Below are 26,425 nucleotides of genomic sequence, written 5' to 3'. Positions count from 1 at the left end.
GCCTCACCTGAACCAAAATGACGAATCGCGAGGTTGCGATCGTGTTCAAGCCGCGCAGATGCCCGGCCGAATTGAGCTAGATCAACGCAGCACCAGCAGTTTGTTTGTTTGGGTCAGATCATGCAAATCTTCAATTCCGCGAACAGATACGGCGTCATCGTCCAGTCATTGCACTGGATGACGGTGCTGCTGGTGGTTCTCGCCTGGGTCCTGGGTATCGGCGGCGACATCCTGCCGAAGGGCGCGCCTCGCGACGCCGGGCTGTTCGTCCATCTGACGGCCGGCTCGCTGGTGCTGGTGCTGACGGTGATCCGCCTCGCCTGGCGCGCCGTCGACCCCTCGCCGCCTGCGGAATCGACCCTGTTCGGCGACTGGTCCTTCGCCGGCATCGTCGGGCTCGGCGCCAAACTGGCCCACCTCGGACTCTACGCGCTGCTGATCGCGGTGCCGGTCGTCGGCATCGTCGTTCAGTTCGCCCGGGGCGGCAGCCTGCCGCTGTTCGGCCTCGCCGAGATCGCCTCGCCGTGGGCGCCCGACCGGACCTTTGCCCACAATGTCAAGGAAGTGCACGAACTGCTCGCCCACAGCTTGCTGGCCCTGGCCGGGCTGCATGCCGCGGCGGCGCTGGTTCACCACATCGTCTTCAAGGATCGCACGCTGGTGAAGATGCTGCCTGGCGCAGGCAACGCTTCCTGACCGCCGCGAAAGAGCTATGATGCCGTCGCCGCATCGGATGCGGCGCGGTGAAGAAGCGCCATTCGAGTAGGTGATGGACGTCGCCGACAGCGTGATCGTCAAGCTCGCGGTAGCGCTCGGCATCGGCCTCCTGATCGGGCTCGAGCGCGAACGCCGCAAGGGCGAAGGCCCGCAGCGCGCCGCGGCGGGGCTGCGAACCTATGCCATCACCGCACTGGCGGGCGGCATCAGCGTCGCCGCCGGCGGCGTGCAGCTGCTGGCGGTGACCACCGCCGGCGTGGTCGTGTTCGCCGCCGCCGCCTATCTGCGCTTCCGCGACGACGACCCGGGATTGACCAGCGAGATGGCGCTGGTGCTCACGGTCCTGCTCGGCGGCCTCGCGCTGCAGAATCCGACGCTCGCGGCCGGGCTCGGCGTCATCCTCGCCGGCCTCCTGGCCGCCCGCGCGCCGCTGCACCATTTCGTCCGCCGCGTCATGACGGCGCGCGAACTCAATGACCTCATCATCTTCGCCGCCGCGGCGCTGGTGGTCCTGCCGCTGCTGCCCGACCGGGCGACCGGGCCCTATGGCGCCGTCAACCCGCATGGGGTGTGGACGATCGTCGTGCTGGTGATGGCCATCAGCGCTCTCGGCCACATCGCCACCCGCCTGCTTGGCGCACGTTTCGGCCTCCCCCTTGCCGGCTTCGCCTCGGGCTTCGTCTCCAGCATCGCCACCATCGGCGCCATGGCCGGGCGGGCCGCGCGTGATCCCAAGCAGCACGGCGCCGCGGTCGCCGGCGCGGTGCTTTCGACCGTCGCCACGGTCATCCAGATGGCGGCCGTATTGGCGGCGGTGAGCCGTCCGGTGCTGAGCGACCTTGCGCCGGCGCTGATGGCCGCCGGCATCACCGCGACGCTCTACGGATTGGCCTTCACCTGGAGGGCGATCCGCAGCCCGGCCCCGGAGGAGCGGTCCACGGAGGCGGCATTCAGTCTGACGGCAGCCCTGGCCTTCGCCGCCGTCCTCACGGCGGTGCTGCTCGCCTCGGCAGCCCTGCGCGAAACCTTCGGCGCCGCCGGCATCCTCGTCGGCGCATTGCTGGCCGGTTTCGCCGACACCCATGCCACCGCAGCCTCCGTCGCTTCGCTTGCCGCCGCGCAGAAGATGACCGCAGCGGACGCCGTTGCCCCGATCCTCGCCGCGTTGTCGAGCAACACGCTGAGCAAGATCGCCGTCGCCGCTGCGGCCGGGGGGCGCAGCTTCGCGCTGCGGGTCATTCCCGGGCTGGTGCTGGTGATCCTCGCGGCCTGGGCCGGCGCCTATGGCTCCCGGCTCATGCCGTGACGACAGGCGCTTCCAATCAATGCGACAGCAGGCAGCACAGCGGGCTGGCGGCCACGAGATGGCGCGTCATGCCGCCGAAGATCCATTCTCCGAGCCGGCTGTGACCATAGGCCCCCGCGACGATGAGGTCGCCTCCCGCATTGACCGCGTAATCGACCAGGTGCTCCACATCGGACTGGCCGCGATGGACGATCACCTTGGGATCGGCGGCAATGGTGTGGCGGGCCAGATAGCGAGCGACATCCTCGACCCGGCGCCGCGCATGGCTCTCCTCTCCCGCCGCGGCGATCTCCACGACCGAGACCCGGCGTGACTGGGCGAGCAGCGGCAGGCTGTCGGCGACCGCACGCCGGGCTTCCCGCGCATCCTTCCAGGCGACCACCGCATGATCGCCGTGCCACGGCCCGACGTCCGGCGGCACCAGCAGCGCCGGCCGGCCGAGCCGCAGCAAGACCTCGCCGACGTCGAGCAGGGTGTAGGGATCGGCGCCCAGTGCGGCGCGGGAATCCTGGACCCCGAGCAGCACCAGATCAGCGCCGCGCGCCGCCTCGACCAGGGCTTCGGTCGGCGGCGCCAGCGCCGATTGCCAGCTCACCGCTCCGACTGCAGGCCCGACGGCGCCCCGGAACCAGCTCTCCCTGGCTGCAAGGCGATGGCGCAGCGCTTCGCGCTCCGCCGGCCCGGCATCCTCAATGATCACGCCCTCTGCGACGAACGGCGGCGGCAGCGCCCGGGCGGCGAAACCGGTCAGCACCGCGCCGAACCGCTGGGCGATTGCCGCGGCGATCCCGACGCGCTGTTCCGGCACGCCGTCCGCTTCCACATAGACCATCAGGCTGGCAAGACGGGGCTTGCTCGCGGTCGCGCTTCTGCTGGCGGCCATGGTTCCCTCCGGATCGCTGCGCGACAAAGTCTGTCGCCGCTCAGCCCCCAGCGGATTGACACAACGCAAGGCGGCCGGATCCCTTGGCGGCCGAGAAACCGCCGTTCAGGCGCGCTGCACACGATCCTGCAGATGCGACATATAGTCGGCCTTGCCCATGACGACGCCCTCGCCCCTCAACAGGTTGTAGGCTGTCACGAGATGAAAATAGAAGTTCGGCAGCAGCCAATCGTCCACGTAGTCGCGGCCTGACAGCACCACGAACATGCCGTTGGTCAGATCGATGCGCTTGTCGCGGTCGAGCAGGCCATCGTTCATCCCGGGGGCCGCTTCCTCGAGACGGCCGAGCGTCGCCTGCACATAGGGCTTGGCTTCGGTGAAGGCCAGTGCCGCCGGATCGACCTTCGGCGCTTCGCCGCCGACGCACCAGCTGACGAATTCATTGGGCTGGTTGCAGGTGAAGACGACCTGATGGGTGAGCGGATACATGTCGGCGAGCCGCACGCCGCGCAGCATTTCGACGTGCCAGCCCTTTTCCCGCCACTGGGTCTCGGCCAGCGTGAGGAGGCGACAGAGCGTCTGCAACCGAGACGAGAATATCTCGAGAGTACGCGCAATAGGCGCGATCGTCATTTTGGATTCCCCATCAGCGAATCGTTGCCGGTCGTCCGCCGCGTCACTCTTCCGAGCTTCGCTGCCCGAAACGAGCAGCGCATTGTCATGGAAGCAGCAATTCACGGGCAAATTGAAAGGGTCGCGACCAGCATTCAAACCAGCGACATGTCGAATGTCGCACGCCCCGTTGATCCGCATCAAGCCCACGCAGGCCTGCAATCGTAGGATGCGCCCGGAATACAGGGAGAAGTGGCATGGCGCGAGCAATGATGAAGGCTGCGGTAGTACACCAGTTCGGCAAACCACTGGCGATTGAAGACGTGGAGCGTCCGGTCCCCGGACCGGGTGAAATTCTGGTCAAGGTCATGGCCTGCGGCGTCTGCCACACCGACCTGCACGCCGCCGACGGCGATTGGCCGGTCAAGCCGGCGTTGCCGTTCATTCCCGGTCACGAGGTCGCCGGCGTGGTGGCCGACCTCGGACCCGGCGTCACCGGCTTCAAGCCGGGCGACCGGGTGGGCGTCGCCTGGCTCCACGACGCCTGTCTGCGCTGCGAATATTGCGAGACCGGATGGGAAACGTTGTGCGAGCACCAGCACAACACCGGCTACAGCTGCAACGGCGGCTTCGCCGAATATGTCATCGCCTCGGCCGCCTTTACCGCGCGCCTGCCGGCCAGCCTCGACTTCGCCCTCGCCGCCCCGATTCTTTGCGCCGGCGTCACGACCTACAAGGGCTTGAAGGAGACCGAAGCCCGGCCGGGCGAATGGGTGGCGATCTCCGGGATCGGCGGCCTCGGCCATGTCGCCGTCCAATATGCCAAGGCCATGGGCCTGCATGTCGTCGCGCTCGACGTTGCTGCCGACAAGCTGGCGCTGGCCAGATCGGCGGGCGCGGATCTCGCAGTCGATGCCCGCGCCGACGATGCCGTGGCCCAGGTTGTGGCTGCGACCGGCGGCGGCGCCCATGGCGTCCTGGTCACCGCCGTTTCGCCGCCGGCCTTTTCCCAGGCGCTGCAGGTGGTGCGCCGTCGCGGCACCGTCAGCCTGGTCGGCCTGCCGCCGGGCAGCTTCCAGACGCCGATCTTCGACGTCGTGCTCAAGCGCATCACGGTGCGCGGCTCGATCGTCGGCACGCGCCGCGACCTCGACGAGGCGCTCGCCTTCGCCGCCGACGGCAAGGTCCACGCAACCGTCGCCAAAGCCCCGCTCAAGGACATCAACGACATCTTCGCGAGGCTCAAGGCCGGCAAGATCGAGGGCCGCGTCGCCCTCGACTTCACAGCGTAAACTCGGCCGCAGCCGGCGGTTTACGGGAGGCCCTGCTTGCCGAGCGGCACACCGTCGTCGCGCAGCGCCACATAGATCGCCGGGATCACCAGCACAGTGAGCAGCGTCGATGAGGCGAGGCCGAACAGCAGCGAAATCGCCAGCCCCTGGAAGATCGGATCGACCAGAATGGTCGCCGCGCCGATCATCGCGGCCAGCGCCGTCAAGAGGATCGGCTTGAAGCGAACCGCGCCGGCTTCCAGAAGCCGCGCGCGCAGACTGCCCGCGCTGCCCGAATGCCGGATGAAGTCGACCAGCAGGATGGAGTTGCGGACGATGATGCCGGCAAGCGCGATGAAGCCGATCATCGAGGTGGCGGTGAACGGCGCCCCGAACAGCCAGTGACCGATCAGGATGCCGATCAGGGTCAAGGGGATCGGCGTCAGGATCACCAGCGGCAGCAGGAAGCTGCCGAACTGGGCCACCACCAGGATATAGATGCCGATGATCGCCACCGCAAAAGCGGCGCCCATGTCGCGGAAGGTCACGTAAGTGATCTCCCACTCCCCGTCCCAGAGCAGCGTCGGCCTGGATTCGTCGGCAGGCTGGCCATGGAAGCCGATCGCCGGCTTGGGCAGATCGCGCCAGTCATGGGCATCGATCAGCTTCGCCACATCGAGCATGCCGTAGACCGGGGCCTCGAAGGCGCCGGCGAGTTCGGCCGTCACCATGTCGGCGAAGCGGCCGTCGCGACGGTAAATCAACGGCGAGCCCGTCTCGGTGGTGGCGCGCACGACCTGGCCGAGCTCGACCACCGTCTTGGCCCCCGGCAGCGCGTTGGCCGGCACCGGGGTCGAGGCCAGCGCCTCGGACCAGGCGAGCCCGCTCTTGGGCAACCGCACCGTGATGGCGATCGGATTGCGGTCCTCGCCGCGATGGGAGTAGCCGACCGTCAATCCGCCGAACAGCATCTGGATGGTGTCGTAGACGTCGCTCTGCTCGACCCCGAAATATTCGAGCTTGTCCTGGTCGATCGACAGGCGCAGCCGGGGCCGCGGCTGGCCGACCGAGTCATCGATGTCGACGATATAGGGCACCTTGGTGAAGATCGACTTCACCTCATTCATCACCGCACGGCGCGTCTTGGAGTCCGGGCCGTAGATTTCGGCGAGCAGCGTCGCCATCACCGGCGGCCCCGGCGGCACCTCGACCACCTTGAGCGAGGTGCCCGGCGGCATCGCCACGGCTTTCAGCTTCTCGCGCAATTCGAGGGCGATGCGATGGCTGGCGCGCTTGCGCTCGCCGCGCGGCGTCAGGTTGACCTGCAATTCGCCCATTTCCGGCTGTTCGCGCACATAGGAGTGCCGCACCAGGCCGTTGAAGTTGAACGGTGCGGCGGTGCCGGCATAGGCCTGGACCGAGGTCACCTCCGGCATGGCACGCGCCACATTCGCGGCGGCGAACAGCACGCGCTCGGTATCCTCCAGGCTGGCGCCCTCGGGCAGGTCGACAGTGACGGCGATCTCCGACTTGTTGTCGAAGGGCAGCAATTTGACGGTGACGCTGCGAGTGTAGAACAGCACCATCACCAGCAGCGTCGCCACTCCGACGCAGATCAGGAAGATCCATGCAGAACGCCTGGTGGCGATCACCGGCGCCGCCACCTTGCGATAGATCGCGCCGAGGCGTCCCTCGCCGTGATGATCGTGGCCGCCGGCGACCACGGTCGCCGGCTGGCGCGGCTGCAGCTTGAGCATCAGCCATGGCGCAATCACCATGGCGACGAAGAAGGAGAACACCATGGCCGCCGACGCATTGGCCGGAATCGGCGCCATGTAGGGACCCATCAGTCCCGATACGAAGAGCATCGGCAGCAGCGCCGCAACCACCGTCAAGGTCGCCACGACGGTCGGATTGCCGACTTCGGCCACCGCCTCGATGGCCGCCTGTTTGCCGTCGCGGCCGTCGCGTTTGCTCCAGTGCCGGGCGATATTTTCGACCACGACGATGGCATCGTCGACCAGGATGCCGATGGAGAAGATCAGCGCGAACAGGCTGACGCGGTTGATCGTGTAGCCCATCACCCGGGCGGCGAACATGGTCAGCAGGATGGTGGTCGGAATGACCACCAGCGTCACCACCGCCTCGCGCCAGCCGATGGCGAGGGCGATCAGCACGACGATGGAGACGGTGGCGAGCCCGAGATGGAACAGGAGTTCATCGGCCTTGTCGTTGGCGGTCTCGCCATAATCGCGGGTGACCGTGGCGGTGACGTCGGCGGGAATGAGGCGCCCCTGCATCTTCGCGAGGCGGCTGCGCAGGGCGTGCGCGACGACGACAGCATTGGCGCCGGCGCGCTTGGCGACGGCGACGCTCACCGCCGGGGTCGGCGCGCCCTCGGCGCCGTCCTGGCGTGTCAGGTTCCACACCCGGTGCTCGAGCGGACTCGGGCCGAGCACCACCTTGGCGACATCGCGGACATAGACCGGACGGTTGTCCCGGGTCGTCACCAGCAACAGGCCGATATCCGGCACGCCGGTCAGGGTCTGGCCGGCGACGACGCCGCGGGTGATACCGGCGTCGCGCACCCGGCCGGACTGGAACGAGCGGTTGGCGTCGCGCACCTTGGCGAGAAGCTGCTGCAGCGTGACGCCGTAGAGCGACAGCTTCTCCGGATCGGGCTCGACCCGGATCTGCTGGGCATCGCCGCCGGAAAGATAAGTGAGACCGACATCGTCCTCCTTGATCAGCTCGGAGCGGAGTTTCTCGGCGAGCTCATAGAGGTCCTTGTCGGTATAGCGCGCCGCGGCCTGCGGCTGCGGCGTCAGCGTCACCACCAGGATGGCGACGTCGTTGATGCCGCGGCCGACGATCGTCGGGTCGGGAATCCCGACGGGGATGCGGTTGATGTTGGCGCGAATCTTCTCATGCACGCGCAGGATCGCGTCGTCGGCCTTGGTGCCGACCAGGAAGCGCGCCGTGACCATGACCTGGTCGTCCTGGGTCTGGCTGTAGACATGCTCGACGCCGTCGATGGCCTTGACCACGGCCTCGAGCGGCTTCGTCACCAGTTCGACCGCGTCGGGCGCCTTCAGGCCGTCGGCGCGCACGCTGATGTCGACCATCGGCACGCTGATCTGCGGCTCTTCCTCGCGCGGGATCGTCATCAGCGCCACCAGTCCGGCGGCGAGCGCCGCCAGCAGGAACAGCGGCGTGAGCGGCGAGCGGATGGTCGCCTTGGTCAGGCGACCGGAAAAACCGAGATTCATTGCCGCACCACCAGAACGTCGCCGCCCTTGAGGCCGGAAAGGATTTCAATGCCGTCGGGAAGGTCCGGCCGGGGTGCCGGACGGCCGCGCTGGACCGGCACCTCGATGTCGTTGCCGTTGGCGCGCAGCCGCACGTAATCGATGCCGAAGCGGGTTTCGATGGCGCGCGCCGGAATCACGAAGGCGGTGCGTTCGCCGGCGGCGATCCACACCCGGATGCGCTCGCTGACGAAATAGTCGCCGAGGCCGTCTACCTTGGCGTCGGCGACGACGCGGCCCTCCTCGATCTGCGGATAGACCAGGGTGACGGTGCCGAAGCGCGGCCCCTCGCCGCCGAGCTCGGCGGCGTCGATGCGAATCCGCTCCCCCGCCTTGAGGCCGCGCGCCTGGCTTTCGGGAATGCGCAGCCGCAGCACGAAATTCTGCTCGGCGATCTGGCCGACCACATCGCCGGCCATCACCACGGTGCCGACGGTGAAGGGCACTTTCAGCACCCGGCCGGCGGCAGGCGCCAGCACATTGCCCTCGGTGAGCTGCTGGGCGATGACGCTGCGCTCGGCGGTGCGGGAGCGCAGCGCATTGCTGGCGACATTGAAGGCGGTCTTGGCCGAATCGAGGCTGGTGCGCGCCACGATGTTCTTGGCGAACAGTTCCTCGTTGCGGGTGAGATCGATCTGAGCCTGGGACAGCTGCGCGTCCAGCCCGGCGATCTGGGCATCCAGCGACTTCATCTGCAGCGCCAGCTTGTCGTCACCGACGGTGGCGATGACCTGGCCGAGGTCGACGTGATCACCCTCCTTCACCGCCAGCGCCGCGATGGTGCCACCGATGCGGGTGCGCGCCGGAACGCTGCGGCGGGTTTCGATGGTGGCGAACACCGCCTTTTCATCGCGCAGCGGCGCGGCCTGGACGGTCATCGTATCCGCGGCGCCCACCGGCTGCACTGCTGCGAGCGCGGCGACGATCGTGGTCACGGCGACGATGACGTGGGGGCGAATGAACATTGGCAAGTTCCCGGATGGCAGGACCGTGGTCGGTTACGCATGAGCCGCGCGCGATGGCGCGACCTTGATCTCTCTCAACGCCTCGCCTTGCTGCTGCGCGATGCTGAAGTCGGCCGGCAGGCGTTCTTTGGCGCGCAATAGCTGCGATAGAGCACCTCGACGAGTTCCCGGGCCGGCGCGCTGGCAATTGAATACCAGACGGTCTGACCGTCGCGCCGCGCGTCGACGAGGCCGTCGCGGCGAAGGATCGCCAGATGCTGCGACACGGTGGAATCGCGGATGCCGAGAAAGGCGGCGAGGTCGCCGACCGAATGCTCGTCGTCGACGAGCTGGCACAGGATCATCAGGCGATGGGGGTTGGCCATGGCCTTGAGCAGATCGCTGGCCGCCCCGGCGGCTGAGTTCATCTCGGACGGATCTATTTTCATACTTGCGTATATACGAATGTTCGAATATATAGTCAACCGATAATCACGGCGACGGCGCGAGATCCGCGGCAAACCGCGGAGCGGCCGACGCCCAACAACGGGAGAACGTCATGGCGGAAATCGTGGTTCTCGGCGCCGGGCTGAGCGGCACCCTGATGGCATATGAACTCGCACCCAAGCTACGCAAGGGCGACCGCCTGAGCGTCATCGGCCAGGGCAGCCGCTATCACTTTGTTCCGTCCAATCCCTGGGTCGCGGTCGGCTGGCGCGAGAAGTCCGACATCGAGATCGATCTCGACGAGGTCATGCGCCGCAAGGGCATCCGTCATTTCACCCAGGGTGCGCGGCGGGCTCATCCCGCCGAAAACCGCATCGAGCTCGAGGACGGCAGCAGCATCGATTACGACTACCTCGTCATCGCCACCGGCCCCGAGCTCGCCTTCGACGAGGTGCCGGGGCTTGGCCCCGACGGCCACACCCAGTCGGTCTGCCACGTCGATCATGCGCTCAAGGCCAGGGCCGCCTTCGAACGCTTCGTCGAAAACCCCGGCCCGATCATCGTCGGCGCGGCACAGGGCGCTTCATGCTTCGGACCGGCCTATGAATTCGCCTTCATCCTCGATACCGAGCTGCGCAAGCGCCGGATCCGCGACCGCGTGCCGATGACCTTCGTCACGTCCGAACCCTATGTCGGCCACCTCGGCCTCGACGGCGTCGGCGACACCAAGGGCCTGCTCGAAAGCGAGATGCGCGACCGCCACATCAAATGGATCACCAATGCCAAGGTGAAGACGGTCGAGGCCGGCAAGATGACGGTCGAGGAAGTCGGCGACGACGGCGCGGTGGTCCGCACCCATGAACTGCCGTTCGCCTATTCCATGATGCTGCCGGCCTTCCGCGGCGTCACGGCGGTGCGCGGCATCGAGGGCCTGACCAATCCACGCGGCTTCATCCTCACCGACAAGACCCAGCGCAACCCCGCCTTCCCCAATATCTTCGCTGTCGGCGTCGGCGTCGCAATCCCGCCGGTGACGGTGACGCCGGTCCCCACCGGCGTGCCCAAGACCGGCTTCATGATCGAATCGATGGTGACCGCCACCGCGATCAACATCGTCGCCCTGCTGCGCGGCGAGACGGCGACGGCCCAGGCCACCTGGAACGCGGTCTGTCTCGCCGACTTCGGCGACAGCGGCATCGCCTTCGTCGCCCAGCCGGAAATACCGCCGCGCAACGTCAACTGGTCGTCGAAGGGCGCCTGGGTGCATTACGCCAAGGTCGCTTTCGAGAAATTCTTCCTGCGCAAGATCCGGCTCGGCGAAAGCGAGCCGTTCTACGAGCGCTTCGTTCTCGAGAAACTGGGGATCCGAAAGATCAAACAGGCAAGCTGATGAGCACCACGGTCAACATCGTCTGCCCCCATTGCACCGCCACCAACCGCCTGCCGCAGGACAAGCCGGCAGGCGCCGCACGATGCGGCGCCTGCCACCGGCCGCTGTTCTCCGGCCATCCCGCCGCGGTGGACGGCGCCGCACTCGACAAGCACCGCCGCGCCAACGACATCCCGGTGCTGGTGGATGTCTGGGCGCCGTGGTGCGGTCCATGCCGCGCCATGGCGCCGATGTTCGACGCCGCCGCCACCCAGCTCGAGCCGTCGGTCCGGCTGCTCAAACTCAATGCCGACGATCACCAACCGACGAGCGCGGCGCTCGGGGTCTCCGGCATTCCGGCGCTGCTGCTGTTCCAGCACGGCGAGCTGATCGCCCGCAACGCCGGCGCCATGGACGCCCGCAACATCATCGCCTGGACGCGCCGCGAGCTCGGCCAGGCGGCGTGACCGGCTTCCAGTTCACAAACTTCCAATTCACACGCATGCACAACAAGGAGACCACCATGAATGTCGACCGCGCCGTTCTCGCCTTCGCCGGCGTGATGATCCTGCTCAGCCTCGCGCTCACCGTCTACGTCAGCCCCTATTGGCTGTGGTTCACCGCCTTCATCGGCGCCAACATGCTCCAGGCCGCCTTCACCGGCTTCTGCCCGGCGGCGATGATCTTCGGCAAGCTCGGATTCAAGTCCGGCTGCGCCTTCGAGGCGTCGAAGGCGGGCTGAGCGCGGCCCACTCTCCGCCGTCATCGCCCGGCTTGCCCCTACGAGATGCACACATCTGATCCGCAGCCGGCTCGTAGATTTCGTCAGAGGCTGAAAACGGTACGCCGGGACATCGCAGGCGTCAGTCGCCGTGCCTGTTCTCGCCGGCACGGATTACTGGGCCGCCCGCTTTCGCGGGCGGCGACAGCAGAATGTGTTTCGGCCCCGCGCCGTTCACCCCAACCCACGCCGGATCACCCGGCCGAGCCGCTCGGCGAAGGCCTGGGCATCGGCGATCGGCTCGCCGTCGAGGATCTTCGCCTCGTCGAACAGCAGCCGCACCGCGTCTTCGCGCGCCTCTTTGTCGTCGGTGCCGCCCGCCGCGAGGGCCACGACGAGGTCGTGGCGCGGATTGATTTCCAGCACCGGCTTGGCGCCGGCGCCGATCCGCCCCGCGCCGGCGAGGATCTTCTCGAGCTGGCGGTCCATGCCGCTGTCGGGGGCGACGAGGCATACCGCGCTGCTGGTCAGCCGCTCGGACGCGCGGGCATCTGAAATCGCCTCGCCCAGGGTCTCCTTGACGAAGGCGACGAAACCCGCGATGCGCTCGCTGGTCTCGGCGTCCTGTGGCGGGGCCGCCTCGGGCAGCGGGATCAGATCGAGTTCTGCGGCGCCCTGGGTCACCGACTTGAACGGCTTGCCTTCGTAATCGAGCCCCGCCGACACCCAGAAGCTGTCGACCTGGTCGCTGAGCAGCAGCACCTCGATGCCACGGGCACGGAAGCCTTCGAGATGCGGCGAGGCGGCGAGCCGCGCCGCGTCATCGCCGGCGATGTAATAGATCGCGGTCTGGTTCGGCTTGAGCGAACCGACATAGTCCTTCAGCGTCCGCCAACCGTCGCCCGACGTGGTGGTGGTGAAGCGGGCGAGGTCGAGCAGCTGCGGCCGCCGCTCGAAATCCTCGTAGAGCCCTTCCTTGATCACCGCGCCGAAGGTCGACCAGATCTTGTCGTAGGCGGCGACGTCCGACTTCGCCAGCTTCTCCAGCTCGGAGAGGATGCGGCTGGAGACGCCCTTCTTGATCGCGGTCAGGATCGGCGACCCCTGGATCATCTCGCGCGAGACGTTGAGCGGCAGGTCGGCGGAATCGACGAGGCCACGCACGAAGCGCAGATAGCGGGGCGCGATCTCGGCGTCGTCGGTGACGAAGACCCGTTTGACGTAAAGCTTGATGCGCCCCTTGCGATCCGGATCGAACAGGTCGAACGGCTTCATGCCGGGCACGAACAGCAGCATGGTGTATTCGTGTCGGCCCTCGGCACGGGCATGGATGGTCAGGGCCGGCTCGTCGAACTGCCCGGCAAACGAGTGATAGAAATCGGTATATTCCTGCGCCGTGATCTCCGACCTGGATCGCGTCCACAGCGCGGCGCCACTGCCGACCTCGGCCGCCTCGGCACCCGGCTTCTCCACGATCGCGATCGGCACCGGCACGTGCCCGGAACGGGTCTTGATGATGCGCTCGAGCGTCAAACGGTCGAGATAGGTCTTGGCGTCCTCGATGAGATGCAGGATCACGCGGGTGCCGCGCAGCGGCGCGTCGTCCCCTTCCGCCGGCGCCACCGTATAGCCGCCCTGGCCGTCCGACGACCATAGCCAGGCCTGATCGGTGCCGGCGCGGCGGCTGACGACGTCGACGAGGTCGGCGACCATGAAGGCGGAATAGAACCCGACACCGAACTGGCCGATGAGTTGGGCGCTCGCCGCCTCGGGACCCTCACCCTTGGCGGCCTCGATCCGCTCCATGAAGGCCTTGGTGCCGGAATTGGCGATGGTGCCGAGCGAGGCGACGAGATCGTCGTGATCCATGCCGAAGCCGTTGTCCTCGATGGTGAGGCGGCCGGCCTCGGCGTCGATGCGCACGGTGATGCGCGGCTGCGGATCGTCGCCGAGCAGCGACGGATCGGCGATCGCCTCGTAGCGCAACTTCTCGCAGGCATCGGCGGCGTTGGAAATCAGTTCGCGCAGGAAGACGTCGCGATCGGAATAGACCGAGTGCACCAGCAGGCGCAGCAGTTTGGCGACATCGGCCTCGAAGGCGCGGCTCTCGGGGGCGGTGGCGGTGGTCATGCTTGTTTCATCCTCGGACAAATCGACGACGGCCGACCAGCGGCCGCGGCGCAACGATCTTTGAGCATCGGTGATGGCGTGTTGGTGACGGTCCTGTTTTTCGCCGAGCGGCATACCGTCCGTCAACGGCCAAGTTGACGACCCGCTCCTGCCTCGCATGCGGATGCGGCGCCGGCAGTGGTGGACGGATCGGCCCGCCTGGTTCAAAAGAAAAGGAACGCGCCGCAGCAAGCGGCCGAGCAATCATACTGGGGAAATGCATGCTGATTCCATTGGCCGAGGTGCCGCGCTGGTATGCCGAGCGCAAGCCGAGGGACACCGTCGCGGTCCGCCACGGCGCCGCCAGCCTCACCTGGGAGGAACTGGAACGCGCCGCCAATCGCCGCGCCCGCGCCTTCGCCGACCTCGGCGTCAAGGCGGGCGATTTCGTCGCCATCGGCCTGCCCAACAGCAACGCCTTCTATGAGACGAGTTTCGCGGTGTGGAAACTCGGGGCGACGCCAACCTCGCTGTCGCACCGACTGCCGCGCGGCGAGGTTGCCGCCATCCTCGAAATCCTCAAGCCGGCGCTGGTGGTCGGCGGCGAGGCGGACTGGAACGCGCCGAAATCCGTTCCGCAGAATTTCGTTCCCGAGGGGGTGTCGGACGAGCCGCTGGACCGGCCGCTGGCGCGCTACTGGAAGGCCATGACCAGCGGCGGCTCGACCGGGCGGCCGAAGATCATTCTCGATCACCAGCCCGCGGTCACCGACACCGCCGCCGCGCCGCCGCTGAGCATGCAGCCCGGCGTCAGGCTGCTCAATCCCGGGCCGCTCTATCACAACGCGCCGTTCATCGTGTCGCATTTCGCCCTGTTCGCCGGCGGCAGCGTCACCGGCATGACGAAGTTCGACGCCGAGGAGACCTTGCGCCTGATCGACGCCCATCGCCTCGAATGGGTGAATTTCGTGCCGACCATGATGCACCGGATCTGGTCGCTGCCCGAGGAAGTGCGCAACCGCTACGACGTCTCCAGCCTCAAGACCGTGTTCCACATGGCGGCGCCGATGCCGGCCTGGCTCAAGGAGAAATGGATCGACTGGCTCGGGCCGGAAACGGTCTGGGAACTCTATGGCGGCACCGAGCGCCAGGGCCGCACCGTGATCAGCGGCAGCGAATGGCTCGCCCATCGCGGCTCGGTCGGCAAGCCCGATCCCGCCGCCTGCGCCTTGCGGATCATCGGTGAGGACGGCAAGGAGGTCGCGCCCGGCGAAACCGGCGAGGTCTATTTCCTGCCCGCCGACGGCGCCGGCACCAGCTATCATTATCTCGGCGCCGAACCGAAGCGGCGGCCCGACGGCTGGGAATCCATCGGCGATATCGGCCGCCTCGACGCCGACGGCTATCTCTATCTCGGCGACCGCCTCAGCGACATGATCCTGCGGGGCGGCGCCAACATCTATCCCGCCGAAGTCGAAGCCGCGGTCATGGCCCATCCCGACGTGCGCTCGGCGATCGTCGTCGGCCTGCCCGACGCCGAACTCGGCAATCGCATCCATGCCATCATCGAGATCAACGAGGGGGCCGACGCGGAGGAGGTGGTCGACGGCATGGCCGCGGTGCTGTCGGACCTGCTCAGCCGCAACAAGCATCCGGAGAGCTACGAGATCACGCCGGTGAGCCTGCGCGACGACGCCGGCAAGACCCGCCGCACGCTGCTGCGCGACGAACGCAAGCGCTGGATCGCCGAGGGCCGCGCCTTCCAGCTGCGGCCGCGGCCGGCGACGGTGGAGTAGTGTCCCGGTTCTAACGTTCGTATCTCTTCGCAGCGAGCGTCAGATCCACCGCACGAGGAACGTCAAGCCAAGGGAACCAACACCCCGGCAGGTCCGACTCTCGACTCCCCGCCACCCGCTCGCCTATGCTTGGCCTATGAGCACGTCCCACGAACACGACCACGACCATTCGCACCTCTCGGACACCGAGTTGCGGGTGCGCGCCCTCGAGACCATCCTCACCGAAAAGGGCTATGTCGATCCCGCCGCGCTCGACCGCCTGATCGAGACCTATGAGATCAAGGTCGGACCACGCAACGGCGCACGCGTGGTGGCGCGGGCCTGGAGCGATCCGGCCTACAAGGCCCGGCTGCTGGAAAACGGCACCACCGCAATCGGCGAGCTCGGTTATGCCGGGCGCCAGGGCGAACATCTCGTCGTGGTCGAGAACACCCCGCAGGTTCACAACATGGTGGTCTGCACCCTGTGCTCCTGCTACCCGTGGCCGGTGCTCGGCCTGCCGCCGGTCTGGTACAAGTCGGCGCCCTATCGCTCGCGGGCGGTGTCCGATCCGCGCGGCGTACTGCGCGACTTCGGCGTGACCCTGGCGGACGACGTCACCATCCGGGTGTGGGATTCCACCGCCGAGATCCGTTATCTGGTGCTGCCGCAACGGCCCGCCGGCACCGAGGGCCTGAGCGAGGAAGCCCTTGCGGAGCTCGTCACCCGCGACAGCATGATCGGCACCGGCCTGCCGCCGCAACCGGGAGCGGCATGATGGACGGCGCCCACGACATGGGAGGCAAGAATCTGGTCGGCAAGAATCTGGCCAGCAAGAAGCTGGCCGGCACGTTCGACGGCCCGGTGATCCCGGAAGCGAACGAGCCGCTGTTTCACGCCGACTGGGAGCGGCGCGCCTTCGCTCTCACCCTCGCCATGGCGCGGCCCGGCGGCTGGAATATCGACATGTCGCGCTCGGCGCGCGAGAACCGGCCCGACGCCGAGTATCTGAGCCTGAGCTATTACGAGATCTGGCTCGCCGGGCTGGAGCGCCTGATGGACGAGCGCGGGCTCATCACGGCGGGCGATCTCGCCGCCGGTCATGCGGTGACGCCGCCGCTGCAACGGCCTGTGCTGGCGGCAGACGGCGTCGACGCCATGCTGCGTCAGGGCGGACCGAGCGAGCGCCCGGCATCAGCACCGGCGCGCTTTTCCATCGGCGATCGGGTGCGCACCCGCGGCGAGATGCCGGTGGTCCACACCCGCCTGCCGGCCTATGCCCGCGGCCATGTCGGCGTCATCGAACGCATCCATGGCTGCCACGTCTTTCCCGACAGCAATGCCGCAGGCCACGGCGAGGCGCCGCAATGGCTCTACACCGTGCGCTTCGCCGGCAGCGAGTTGTTTGGCGACAACGCTGCGCCGAACAGCATCGTCTCGGTCGACGCCTGGGAGAGCTATCTGGAGGCAATGGCATGACCCGCACCGCCCCGGCGACCGCCGCTGCCAACGCCCTGCCCGGCCTGCCGCGCGACGCCGACGGACCGGTGTTTCGCGAGCCCTGGGAGGCGCAGGCGTTCGCCATGGCGCTGGCGCTGCACGAGCGCGGCCTGTTCACCTGGCCGGAATGGGCGGCGGCGCTGGCGCGGCGGATCAGGCTTGCCCAGGCCGAAGGCGATCCCGACAGCGGCGACACCTATTACCACCACTGGCTCGCGACGCTGGAGACCCTGGTCGCCGAGAAGGGCGTCGCCAGTGCCGAGACCCTGGAGCGCACGGTGCAGGCCTGGGACCGCGCCTGCGAGCGCACGCCGCATGGCCGGCCGATCGTGCTGCAGCCGCAGGATTTCGCTTGAAACGCCGCCTTACTTCAGCAGCAGCGTGATCGCGACCGGCACCAGCAGCGATGTCACCAGCGCGTTGAGACTCATGGCGATGCCGGCGAACACGCCGGCGACCTCGTCCACCTGGAACGCCCGCGCGGTGCCGATGCCGTGGGAGGCGAGGCCGGCGGCGAAACCGCGGGCGCGGAAATCGGTGATGCCCATGCGATTCATCAATGGCGTCACCACGATCGCCCCCATGATCCCGGTGAGGATGACGGCCACCGCGGTCAGCGCGGGATCGGCGCCGAGCTGTTCGCTGATGCCCATGGCAACGCCCGCGGTGACCGATTTCGGCGCCAGCGACAGCAGGATCTCGCGCGGCAGGCCGAAGGCTTGCGCAAGGATGACCACCGAGGCCACCGCGGTGATCGAACCCGCCAGGAGCGCAACCAGCATCGGCAGCAGCGCACGGAACACCACGGCACGATTCTCGTAGAGCGGCACCGCCAGCGCCACGGTCGCCGGGCCGAGCAGGAAATGCACGAACTGGGCACCGCTGAAATAGACCGCATAGGGCGTCGCGGTGACGACGAGAAAACCGCCGATCACCCAGATCGAATGCAGGACCGGATTGGCCAGGGGATGCCGCCGGGTGGCGAGCGAGACCGCGTCGGCCACCGCATAGACGGCGAGCGTCACCGACAGCCAGAGCAGCGGCGTCTGCGAGAGATAGACCCAGAGGGCGAAGGGATTGGCGGTCATGGCGCGTCCGGATCAGCCGCGGGGCGCCAGCCAGCGGCCAGCGACGACGAAGCTCGCCACCGTCACCACCATGGTGATGATCACCGACAGCGCCAGCGCGGCGAAAACGGCGAAGCCGTGGCTCGCGATCAGATCGAGCTTCTGCACGACACCGACGCCGGCCGGCACGAACATCAGCGACAGATGCCGCAGCAGACCTTTCGCTGTGGTCTCGACCGCGCCGCCGGTCAAGGGGCCGCGGGCGACCAGGGGAATCTGGTCACGCGCCATGAGCAGCAGCATCAACAGCACGAAACCGACCACCGGCCCGGGGATCGGCACACCGGCACCACGGACGCAGACCTCGCCGACAAGCTGGCAGATCAGGATCAGGCCAAGGCTGGCGATCATGGTGGGCTCCTTACGGCGAAGATCGCGTTGTTCAGGCGTCCGCCATGCCATGCCATGCGCCGGCGCGCCCGCCAAGCCGCCCGTGCCCCGCCAAAGACTGTCGTCCCCCGCTTCAAGCGGGGGATCCAGTATTCCGTGTCGCCGAAGTGATGCACGGCGATAGACGCCTTTCAAAGACGGCAGGTGTCACGGCGTACTGGGTCGCCCGGCCGAGACGAGTCCGAGCCCGAGCCGCCCTCAGCCCTTCAGGCGCTTGCTGCATTCGCTGTAATAGCCGCCGCCCTTCTGGATCCACTTCAGCCCGCCATTCTCGTTCTTGTCCTTGTTGGCCTTGTACTGATCGAGGCAGGTGTGCAGGCGAGCCCTGCCCGCGGTCTCGCTGGAATATTTCGGCGACACCGCGGTCGGGAAGACCGCCGGTCCGGCGGGCGCGGCGGGCGCCGCAGCCGACTTCGCAGCCTTGTCTTCCTTCGGTGCATCGCTCTTCGCCGCCGCGTCGGCCTTCGGGGCCGTGGTGGCCGCGGCCGGCTGAGCGTCGCCACCGCACTGGCTCTTGCGGAAATCATTCCATTTCTGGTCGCCGAGCGTGCCGGCGTCCTTGGCGGCCTTATACTTGGCACTGCATTCCTGCATCGTCAGCGCCTGCGCCGGCAGGGCGACGCCGCAGACAAGGCCGGCCAGCAGCACGCCGGACAACTGCGCCTTCGACAACCTGAGATAGACGGTCATGAAATCCTCCATAGCGAAATCGACCCACCAGATCGGCGGCCATCCTAACCCGATTTGCGCAAATGTGGAGGCGGCGACGCGCCGCCATGAAACAAAATCATCGGCGTCGCCCGGCACTCCCTGCCGGTTCATTCATCTTCAGTTCATGCGGGCGGGCCAACTGTTTGCATCCCGCCGACACCACGTCGGCTGAACCATGAGGTTCTGCCCATGACCTTTGCCTTCAGGACGATCACGTCCCATGCCGCCGTCGCCACGCTCGCCGCGCTGTTGCTGACCGGGACGGCTTTCGCCCAGACCCCGGCTCCGGCGCCGACGACGACCCCCGCCCCCCCACCCGCGGCCGCCAAAACCGCGCCCGCGGCGAAGACGGCGAAAGCCAAGCCGGAAATGTCGGCCGAATCCAAGGAATGCTCGACCGAGGCCGATGCCAAAGGCCTGCACGGCAAGGAGCGCCAGAAATTCCGCGCCAAGTGCAAGCGCGACGCCAAGAAGGGCGACGCCACGAAGAGCGACGGCACGAAGAAGTAAGCGGCGCTCGCCCGAAGCGGTACACTGGTTTTGCAGTGCGATAGGGACGGCCCGTGCGGCCGTCCCTTTTTCGTCGCCTTGAACCGCGGACCTGCAGCCATGAGGGACGCGCTGCCGGCCATGCGGCGGTCTGCGATTGCGCCGCTGCCTGGTCATTGTCATAACCGGCCGCGCTTTCCCGATCCCGATCTCCTTCGTCCCGCCCTTCGGACAGTTGTTCTTGCCGATCCGCCTGCCCAGCCGCGCCACGACGCTCACCCTGATCGAAACGCTCGCCATCGGCATCGCCGGCGGCCTCGTCTTCTGGTGGGCCAACCTGCCGGGCGGACTGATTTCCGGCGCCATGATCGCCGTCGGCGCCATGGGCACGCTGGGACGGCCGCTCGGGCTGCCGCTACCGCTGGCCCACGTCATCCTGATGACCCTTGGCATCTCGCTGGGCTCGATGATTTCGCCGCAGATGCTGCACAATCTGGTGCATTACCCTTTCAGCATCGGCATCCTCGCGATCTCGACCTTCGGCGCGACCTTCGCCAGCAGCTACTACCTGCGGCGCTTCCACGGTTGGGACCGCATGTCGGCCTTCCTCGCCGGCACCCCTGGCGCGCTATCGCAGATCATCTCCCTCGCCACCGAGTGCAAGGCCGACGTTGCCGGCATCGCCGTGGTGCAGACGATGCGGGTGATCATCCTCACCGCGGCACTGCCGATGCTGCTGAGCCTGATCGGGTTGGCGCCCCATGCCGGCTTTTCCGGCCGCGGCCCCGCCGCGTCGCCGCTCGAACTGGCAGAACTCGCCGCTGCGGCGCTGCTCGCCGCCGTCAGCCTGCACAAGCTGAAATTCCCGGCCGCCTGGATGTTCGGCGGCATGCTCGGCTCGGGCCTGCTGCACGGTGCCGGCATGATCGAGGGCGGCCTGCCGCTGCCGGCCTATTTCGCCGCCCTGATCGGTATCGGCACCCTGATCGGCACGCGGTTCGCGCGAATCTCCGGCCGGACGCTGCTGAGCCATATCGCGGCGGCGTTCGGCTCCTTCGCCGTGGCGATCACGATCTCGGCCGTATTCGTCGGCGTGGTGGTGCTGGTGACCCACGCGCGCTTGAGCGACGTCATCGTGTCGTTCTCGCCCGGCGCCATGGATGCCATGCTGGCGCTGGCGCTCACGCTGCACATCGACCCGATCTTCGTCAGTGCCCACCACCTTTCGCGCTTCCTGTTCGTCTCCATCGCCACGCCCGGCATCGTCCATCTGTTCGGACGCACCGACGAGGAGATCGACGATTAGGAAGGCTTGGCCGGGCTGCGCGCGGTCCGGCGCGGCCGATCAGATCAGGCCGCCGCGCGCGCAAGGCCGCGCAGGCCGAGGCCGGCCAAAGCCGCCATGGCGAGCGAGATCAGCACGTTGTAGCCGGCGAGCGAGAGGCCGAGAAAACGCCACTGCACCTCGTCGCAGCGGATCACCTTCACGCTGTCGAGGCGCTCGAGCATGCTGCCGGCGGTGCCGAGGTCGTTGATCGGACCGGTACATTCGGTCGGCCCCGGCCAGAAGCCCCATTCGACCCCGGCGTGGTAGGAGCCGAGCACGGTGTTGGCGAGCATGGCGAGCGCCACCACGGCCAGCCCCATGGCGATCCAGGGGCGGGGCGCGCCGCGCCGGGCGGCGATGGCGGTCACCACTGCGAGCGGAATGGCAAGATAATAGGCGTAGCGCTGCTCGAGGCAGAGCGGACAGGGCAGGATGTCGAGCACGAGCTGAAAGAACCAGGCGCCGGCGATGGTCGCGGCGCCGACGGCGGCGACACCCCACGCCGCCGATGCGGCGCCAGGGCCGGCGGCGGCGATGGCGGCCGGAGGGGGCGAGACGCGGGATTTGGCGGTGCTGTCGACGCTCACGGCAAGGTCCTCGAGACTGCCGGCGTCCCTACCCCGCCGAAGACGGCCTGTCGAGACGCAGCGCCTTCACGAAGCGGTGGGCGGGGCTTTCCCTCAAGGGCGCATGGGCGCGGTCATGGCCACCGGTCATCCCGGGCAATTGCCACCGCTGCAGTTGACCCGTCCCGGCGGGCCGCTATAGTCCCGGCCGCTTCGCACCCGGCCGCGCCAGCGGCCTGGGGCAGCGGGGGCCCCTGTGGCGGAACTGGTAGACGCGCTCGACTCAAAATCGAGTTCCGCAAGGAGTGCTGGTTCGATTCCGGCCAGGGGCACCATTCAAGCGTTCGCCTTTATTCGCCGACGTCCGTTTCTCCCTTAAAATCAAGGCAAAGCCGCCGATTGTGCGCCGCGGCTGTACGTCCCGATTTGCTGGTATCCGCCCCGTCAGTTGGTATCCTCGCCGGTAGCTTGCTGGGGTGCTGGTATCGCGACTTTGGGGTGGAATCGAACCTATGCCGACCATGACCGACACCTATTTCCGGCACCTGAAGCCTGCCGAAATGGACTACAAACGCTCCGTTGATGGCGGGCTGTTCATGCTCATCACCACGACCGGATCGAAGCTATGGCGCTTCGCTATCGCTACGACGGCAAGCAGAAGCTGCTCGCCATCGGCCCCTATCCGATCGTCTCGCTGGTGGACGCGCGTTGACCTTGCCCCCAACTTTTATCCAGTCCTGAGTTCGTTCCAGCTGTTGAGATTGCCCTGTTGGGCGGTGCGAGCGGCGGGAGTTGGCGCGGAGCCTTCGGCATAGCGCAGCGCCGGATCCCGACGCGGATCACGGGTCGAGGCGAACTCGTACGGGGTCTTCCATCCGAGTTGCGAGCGGGGCCGTATGCGGTTGTAGTCGGCGCGCCAGCAGCCGAGAGCGACCCGGGCCTGGGCCAGCGAGGTGAACTGCGTCTCGTTGAGCAGTTCATCCCGGAGCTGGCCGTTGAAGCTCTCGATGGAGCCGTTCTGGATCGGCTGGCCCGGAGCGATGTAGTGCCAGGCGACCCCGCTCTGATCAGCCCGTGTCAGGATGGCGTTGCTGGTCAGTTCGGTGCCGTTGTCGCTGACGATCATCCTGGGTCTACCGCGCTCGAGCATCAGCCGATCCAATTGCGGGGCCACCCGGACACCCGAGAGCGAGGTTTCGGCCACCAGCGCCAGGCATTCGCGGGTGCAGTCGTCGACCACTGTCAGGATTCGGAAGCGGCGGCCGTCGGTGAGCTGATCGGACACGAAGTCGAGCGACCACCGATGGTTGGGAGCCATCGGCACCATCATCGGCGCCCGGGTCCCGATCGCCCGCTTGCGGCCGCCACGGCGACGCACCGCCAGCTTCTCTTCCCGGTAGAGCCGGACCAGCTTCTTGTGGTTGATCACATGCCCTCCCGCTTGAGCAGAACATGCAGCCGCCGATAGCCGAACCGGCGGCGCTCCTGGGCGATCGCCCTCATGCGTTGGCGCAAGGCGGCGTGGTCCGCCCCGGTCGCCTAGTATCTCACGGTCATGCGGCAGCAGCCGATGGCTTTTACACGCCCGCCGTTCGCTCATCCCGTAGGCGTCCACGAGGTGGGCGACAGCTTTCCGCGTCCGCGCGGGCGTCACCACTTCTTTCCCAGGAGATCCTTGAGCGCCACATTATCCAGCATGACGTCCGCAGGAGCCGCTTCAGCCGGGCGTTCTCGTCCTCCAGCGTCTTCAGCCGCTTGGCCTCCGATACCTCCATCCCGCCGAACTTCGCCTTCCACTTGTAGATGCTGGCATCACTGACGCCATGCTTGCGGCATAGATCGGCGACCGGCACGCCGGCCTCGTGCTCCTTCAAGATCCCGATGATCTGCTCTTCAGAAAAACGGCTGCGCTTCATGCTCTGGTCCTCGTTTGGGCCAGAACGAACTCAAAACTGGATTAAGCCCCGGGGGCAAGGTCAAGAAGGGCATCATCGAAGATGCCGGATCCGCCGAGCCCATAGACCCCTGCGAATGCTAGTCCGCCAAAACGTCGTAGATCCGGCTATATGCCGACCGCGACATGGTAGCTTGGCATTCCGTACGAAGCGAACAGCCTGACCCGTGCGCCAATGAGGGTTTCTCCGGCCCAGCTTATCTTCCCGACGTCGACCTCGTGAAGGTTAGGACTTGTTCCATCGGATGGCTGCCATATTCGACCGACAAAATTGTAATGCTTTGTCGACGGTGTCTTGGGAGGCAGTGGACCGCGAACAAAACCAGCTACAAGCGGCTTGAACGAACCATATCCATGAACGCTCAGGCAGGCGACGTGGGCAATTTTCGCCACCATCTGACACAAGCGGGCCGTGTCGATTGTCTGGGTCGCGAATACGTCGATGCCATATTTGTCGAGATCGTTCTTTCGGCAATTGACGTTGTAAGCTAGTCGCCCGATTCATTCAGATTGAAGGGTAAAGGTGCTTGAGTTTGATGCGAGCATCGGGAGTTGTGAAGTGCCAGTTTGCCTTGGTGTGGTTGGCATTGCGGTCTTTCTCCCAGGCGGCGATTTCCTCGGCGAGGGTCTGTTTGTCGGGAATCCGTCGATCGAGGCATTGGGACGATAGGACGCCGAGTTCGGACTCGGCGAGATCAAGCCAACTGCCGTGCTTTGGTGTGTAATGCCATTCAAAGCGCTCGACCAGCCGCCTGGCCTCAGGGGCCGGAAAGGCTTCATAGAGTGACGCCTTGCTGTGGATGTTGAGATTGTCCTGGATCAGAACGATGGTCTTGGCGCCGGCGAAGTGGACATCGGCCAAGTCCTTCAGGACGTGAGCATAATCCACGGCGGTATGGCGATCGGTGACTTTGACATGGCGCCAGCCTTCGAGCGGAGCAAACATCATGAAGAGATTGGCGGTGCCGTTGCGTTTGTACTCGTAATCGCAACGAGCCGGGCGCCCACGCTTCATCGGAATCGGCATGCGCGTCTCGGCGAGGAGTTGCTTTGAGCTCTCGTCCAGGCAAACCAGCGGGTAGTCGGGATCGCGTGGCCGGGTGTAGACGGCCAGCACGTCCTCCATGGCGGCTACGAACGCACTATTGGCTTTCGGCGGGATGACCCAGCACTGTCGGCGATGGGGCTGGAGAGTGTTTTTTTTAGTGCCCGCCCGATCGTCGAGTCGCTGGCACGATCAACAATATGGAGTTCTACGACTTTTTGCTCCAGTAGCCGCAGGGTCCAGCGTGCGCGTCCCTTGGGAGGTTCGGAACAAGCCAGGGCAATCAGTTTGGCTTCCTTCTCACCGTCAAAAATCCGCGCAACCCCCGGTGTTGCGCGCTGCTTACGGCTCAATACCGCCTCGAAGCCTTCTTCCACCAGTTGCTTCCGCACTCGGTAAACCATGGAAACGCTTGTATCGAACGCCTTAATGATCCGGCTGTCACTCCAACCTTCGCCGGCTTCCGAGACATCGGCCTTCAACAATATTCGCGCCTTCAGCAGCTTTTGAGCTGCGCTCTTGCCCTTCCGTATCAGCGTTTCAAGCTGTTCGCGTTCCTCGCCGCTCAGCCGCACAACATACTTCTTTACCGAAATTTCCGTCGCAGCCATGATCCTCTCCGGCGCTCGCGTCGAGACGATCGAATCGAATCACAAATTCTCCATCCTTTCAAATTATTTGAAGCGAGCGACTAGAATGTTGAAAAGTCCATTTGTGTACATTGGCCGGACGCTATATCGGGCCGCCGGATAGAGTTGGGGTAAGGTCAAGAGCGTCGGGTGATGCTGTTCGGCGAGCATCACCAAGTTCGTAACCGTCGTCCCGACATCCAAAGGAAAATTCTGCTTCTGCAGAATGCCGCTCTTACCCTTAAGAGAGAAACTCCGCCGCACAGGGGCGAACATCTCCTCCGTGACCGAGCTCTCGAACTCGGACGTCACGCGTTGACAATCCGAGCAGCTGGCTTCTGGAACTTCGATGCCGCAGCCGAGCGCTTCGGCAATGATGTGCTCGCTAGTAAGTACGAGCGGCTTCCCATGTTCATCTTGGCTGCGACCGCAATAGGCGCAGCATCCGAGAGGTTTCAGGCGCACTTTTTTCTTCTGCGCGGGGAAAGCAATCGTGTGCTCCTTGCTGAAGGTGCCTTCCCGATACATTCGGAACGCTCCGCTCTTTGGCACATAATCCAGCTGGCCTACAGCGGGAACGTGGGATGCCCCAGCCCAGCTGAATTTGACGTATCTTGACGCCCCGACTGCGGGAGAGTTCGCTCCACGAATGCCCATTTTCTCAACTCGATTTTTCACCTTGGCCTAATGACAGAATCCGCGCCCGTCAAACGACGTCCGCCCGTTATTCGACGTTTCGCCATGCGGCCATTCTGTCGACATGCATCGAGAAGCACGTGCGGTCGTCCTGTCGTCTTGAGACTTGGCCGCACGTCTCAGGACGATAGGCCTCCGCCGGTTCAGACCTCGTCGTTGTAGGGGTCGTACTCGGCTTCGGCTCTGTATATGCCAGTTGACCGATTTATCGCATCACCTCCTTGGGGGAGACGCACGTGGACGGCAAACCTGACCCGGCTGGCCTTTTGATCGGTGCTCGAGGCATTCTCGACGATGTGGGTATCACCGACCGTTACGCTGGGCTTGCCATCCTTCGTCTCGGCGAGAACCAGGACGTCGAAGTCGACACGGGTGAAAAATCCACTCGTGCCGCCCGACATGAGATTTCCTTCGCTGCCGATATATCCCTCGGCTGCCACGTTCTCTCCGCCAGGCCGCTTCTGCGCGTCCCGAATTCCATCGAGAATCTGAGTGAGGCTTTGCGATACGAACGTCTTGAGGTCCACGG

25 protein-coding genes, 1 tRNA gene and 1 pseudogene are annotated in these 26,425 nt (G+C 66.2%); 13 read left to right on the top strand and 14 right to left on the bottom strand.

Annotated features, from left to right (window positions below):
- The first annotated feature begins 120 nt into the window (after positions 1-120).
- Both DB459_RS12040 and DB459_RS12035 read left to right on the top strand, forming a co-directional pair.
- Positions 121-696: a cytochrome b gene (locus DB459_RS12040; protein ID WP_253713091.1), complete on the top strand. Its 576-nt coding sequence runs from the start codon at positions 121-123 to the stop codon at positions 694-696.
- A 73-nt stretch (positions 697-769) separates the two neighbouring features.
- On the top strand, positions 770-2,023 hold the full coding sequence (locus tag DB459_RS12035; protein WP_253713090.1) for an MgtC/SapB family protein: 1,254 nt from the start codon (positions 770-772) through the stop codon (positions 2,021-2,023).
- A gap of 16 nt (positions 2,024-2,039) precedes the next feature.
- Here the strand turns inward: DB459_RS12035 and DB459_RS12030 are convergent, their stop codons facing one another.
- Both DB459_RS12030 and DB459_RS12025 read right to left on the bottom strand, forming a co-directional pair.
- Positions 2,040-2,906 carry a universal stress protein gene (locus DB459_RS12030; RefSeq protein WP_253713089.1) on the bottom strand — a complete coding sequence of 289 codons (867 nt, stop codon included), beginning with the start codon at positions 2,904-2,906 and terminating at the stop codon, positions 2,040-2,042.
- Between the two features lie 105 nt (positions 2,907-3,011).
- Complete coding sequence (locus tag DB459_RS12025) at positions 3,012-3,539, bottom strand: DUF1993 family protein (protein ID WP_253713088.1); 528 nt, start codon at positions 3,537-3,539, stop codon at positions 3,012-3,014.
- A 236-nt stretch (positions 3,540-3,775) separates the two neighbouring features.
- Here DB459_RS12025 and adhP point away from each other — a divergent pair, with 236 nt between their 5' ends.
- A complete protein-coding gene (adhP, locus tag DB459_RS12020) occupies positions 3,776-4,810 on the top strand; it encodes an alcohol dehydrogenase AdhP (RefSeq protein WP_253713087.1) in 1,035 nt (344 codons plus the stop codon).
- 20 nt (positions 4,811-4,830) lie between these two features.
- On the opposite strand, the gene DB459_RS12015 is transcribed toward adhP, so the two are convergent.
- The 3 genes from DB459_RS12015 to DB459_RS12005 form a co-directional block, all read right to left on the bottom strand.
- Entirely contained in the window at positions 4,831-8,058 is a 3,228-nt protein-coding gene (locus DB459_RS12015) for an efflux RND transporter permease subunit (RefSeq protein ID WP_253713086.1), read from the bottom strand.
- On the bottom strand, positions 8,055-9,062 hold the full coding sequence (locus DB459_RS12010; protein WP_371926932.1) for an efflux RND transporter periplasmic adaptor subunit: 1,008 nt from the start codon (positions 9,060-9,062) through the stop codon (positions 8,055-8,057). Before DB459_RS12010 ends, DB459_RS12015 begins: the two co-directional genes overlap by 4 nt.
- A gap of 74 nt (positions 9,063-9,136) precedes the next feature.
- A complete protein-coding gene (locus DB459_RS12005; protein WP_253713085.1) occupies positions 9,137-9,469 on the bottom strand; it encodes a metalloregulator ArsR/SmtB family transcription factor in 333 nt (110 codons plus the stop codon).
- A gap of 131 nt (positions 9,470-9,600) precedes the next feature.
- Between DB459_RS12005 and DB459_RS12000 the strand changes: the two genes are divergently transcribed.
- From DB459_RS12000 to DB459_RS11990, 3 genes are read left to right on the top strand one after another with little or no spacing between them, the layout of a single operon-like run.
- A complete protein-coding gene (locus tag DB459_RS12000; protein WP_253713084.1) occupies positions 9,601-10,878 on the top strand; it encodes an NAD(P)/FAD-dependent oxidoreductase in 1,278 nt (425 codons plus the stop codon).
- Positions 10,878-11,324, top strand: coding sequence for a co-chaperone YbbN (locus DB459_RS11995; protein ID WP_253713083.1), 447 nt, complete (start codon positions 10,878-10,880; stop codon positions 11,322-11,324). The genes DB459_RS12000 and DB459_RS11995 overlap by 1 nt, the downstream gene beginning before the upstream one ends.
- 56 nt (positions 11,325-11,380) lie before the next feature.
- The gene (locus DB459_RS11990) at positions 11,381-11,599 is read left to right on the top strand and encodes a DUF2892 domain-containing protein (RefSeq protein WP_253713082.1); all 219 of its coding nucleotides are present in this window, start codon (positions 11,381-11,383) and stop codon (positions 11,597-11,599) included.
- Between the two features lie 213 nt (positions 11,600-11,812).
- Here the strand turns inward: DB459_RS11990 and htpG are convergent, their stop codons facing one another.
- On the bottom strand, positions 11,813-13,708 hold the full coding sequence (htpG, locus tag DB459_RS11985) for a molecular chaperone HtpG (protein ID WP_253713081.1): 1,896 nt from the start codon (positions 13,706-13,708) through the stop codon (positions 11,813-11,815).
- A gap of 260 nt (positions 13,709-13,968) precedes the next feature.
- On the opposite strand from htpG, the gene DB459_RS11980 reads away from it, so the two are divergent.
- The 4 genes from DB459_RS11980 to DB459_RS11965 all read left to right on the top strand — a co-directional run bounded on the left by DB459_RS11980 (position 13,969) and on the right by DB459_RS11965 (position 17,318).
- On the top strand, positions 13,969-15,483 hold the full coding sequence (locus DB459_RS11980; RefSeq protein ID WP_253713080.1) for an AMP-binding protein: 1,515 nt from the start codon (positions 13,969-13,971) through the stop codon (positions 15,481-15,483).
- 136 nt (positions 15,484-15,619) lie between these two features.
- Positions 15,620-16,240, top strand: a complete 621-nt coding sequence (gene nthA, locus DB459_RS11975; protein WP_253713079.1) for a nitrile hydratase subunit alpha — start codon at positions 15,620-15,622, stop codon at positions 16,238-16,240.
- Complete coding sequence (nthB, locus tag DB459_RS11970; RefSeq protein ID WP_253713078.1) at positions 16,240-16,941, top strand: nitrile hydratase subunit beta; 702 nt, start codon at positions 16,240-16,242, stop codon at positions 16,939-16,941. Before nthA ends, nthB begins: the two co-directional genes overlap by 1 nt.
- The gene (locus DB459_RS11965) at positions 16,938-17,318 is read left to right on the top strand and encodes a nitrile hydratase accessory protein (protein WP_253713077.1); all 381 of its coding nucleotides are present in this window, start codon (positions 16,938-16,940) and stop codon (positions 17,316-17,318) included. Before nthB ends, DB459_RS11965 begins: the two co-directional genes overlap by 4 nt.
- Before the next feature lie 9 nt (positions 17,319-17,327).
- Here the strand turns inward: DB459_RS11965 and DB459_RS11960 are convergent, their stop codons facing one another.
- The 3 genes from DB459_RS11960 to DB459_RS11950 all read right to left on the bottom strand — a co-directional run bounded on the left by DB459_RS11960 (position 17,328) and on the right by DB459_RS11950 (position 19,169).
- Positions 17,328-18,050 carry an LrgB family protein gene (locus tag DB459_RS11960; protein WP_253713076.1) on the bottom strand — a complete coding sequence of 241 codons (723 nt, stop codon included), beginning with the start codon at positions 18,048-18,050 and terminating at the stop codon, positions 17,328-17,330.
- A 12-nt stretch (positions 18,051-18,062) separates the two neighbouring features.
- Complete coding sequence (locus tag DB459_RS11955) at positions 18,063-18,440, bottom strand: CidA/LrgA family protein (RefSeq protein WP_253713075.1); 378 nt, start codon at positions 18,438-18,440, stop codon at positions 18,063-18,065.
- Between the two features lie 237 nt (positions 18,441-18,677).
- Entirely contained in the window at positions 18,678-19,169 is a 492-nt protein-coding gene (locus DB459_RS11950; protein WP_371926930.1) for a hypothetical protein, read from the bottom strand.
- Between the two features lie 210 nt (positions 19,170-19,379).
- On the opposite strand from DB459_RS11950, the gene DB459_RS11945 reads away from it, so the two are divergent.
- Both DB459_RS11945 and DB459_RS11940 read left to right on the top strand, forming a co-directional pair.
- The gene (locus tag DB459_RS11945) at positions 19,380-19,700 is read left to right on the top strand and encodes a PsiF family protein (protein ID WP_253713074.1); all 321 of its coding nucleotides are present in this window, start codon (positions 19,380-19,382) and stop codon (positions 19,698-19,700) included.
- A 220-nt stretch (positions 19,701-19,920) separates the two neighbouring features.
- Positions 19,921-20,985 (top strand): AbrB family transcriptional regulator, encoded by a 1,065-nt coding sequence (locus DB459_RS11940; protein ID WP_253713073.1) that lies wholly within the window; start codon positions 19,921-19,923, stop codon positions 20,983-20,985.
- 44 nt (positions 20,986-21,029) lie between these two features.
- On the opposite strand, the gene DB459_RS11935 is transcribed toward DB459_RS11940, so the two are convergent.
- Positions 21,030-21,593, bottom strand: coding sequence for a disulfide bond formation protein B (locus DB459_RS11935; RefSeq protein ID WP_371926929.1), 564 nt, complete (start codon positions 21,591-21,593; stop codon positions 21,030-21,032).
- Between the two features lie 229 nt (positions 21,594-21,822).
- Here DB459_RS11935 and DB459_RS11930 point away from each other — a divergent pair.
- A tRNA-Leu gene (locus DB459_RS11930) sits at positions 21,823-21,907 on the top strand.
- 392 nt (positions 21,908-22,299) lie between these two features.
- Here DB459_RS11930 and DB459_RS11925 read toward each other — a convergent pair.
- The 4 genes and pseudogenes from DB459_RS11925 to DB459_RS11910 form a co-directional block, all read right to left on the bottom strand.
- A pseudogene (locus DB459_RS11925) lies at positions 22,300-23,488 on the bottom strand (IS3 family transposase).
- Positions 23,489-24,031: 543 nt separating this feature from the next.
- Positions 24,032-25,182 (bottom strand): IS630 family transposase gene (locus DB459_RS11920; RefSeq protein ID WP_253713072.1). Its coding sequence is split into 2 segments (ribosomal slippage): positions 24,032-24,732 and positions 24,732-25,182, totalling 1,152 coding nucleotides; the frame shifts between segments, so codons are not numbered across the junction.
- A gap of 63 nt (positions 25,183-25,245) precedes the next feature.
- Positions 25,246-25,728: an HNH endonuclease gene (locus tag DB459_RS11915; protein ID WP_253713071.1), complete on the bottom strand. Its 483-nt coding sequence runs from the start codon at positions 25,726-25,728 to the stop codon at positions 25,246-25,248.
- A 311-nt stretch (positions 25,729-26,039) separates the two neighbouring features.
- On the bottom strand, positions 26,040-26,423 hold the full coding sequence (locus tag DB459_RS11910; RefSeq protein ID WP_253713070.1) for a hypothetical protein: 384 nt from the start codon (positions 26,421-26,423) through the stop codon (positions 26,040-26,042).
- Positions 26,424-26,425: the final 2 nt, after the last annotated feature.

This window comes from Bradyrhizobium sp. WD16, assembly GCF_024181725.1.
Lineage (GTDB): Bacteria > Pseudomonadota > Alphaproteobacteria > Rhizobiales > Xanthobacteraceae > Bradyrhizobium_A.
This window is presented reverse-complemented; position numbering and strand designations above follow the sequence as displayed.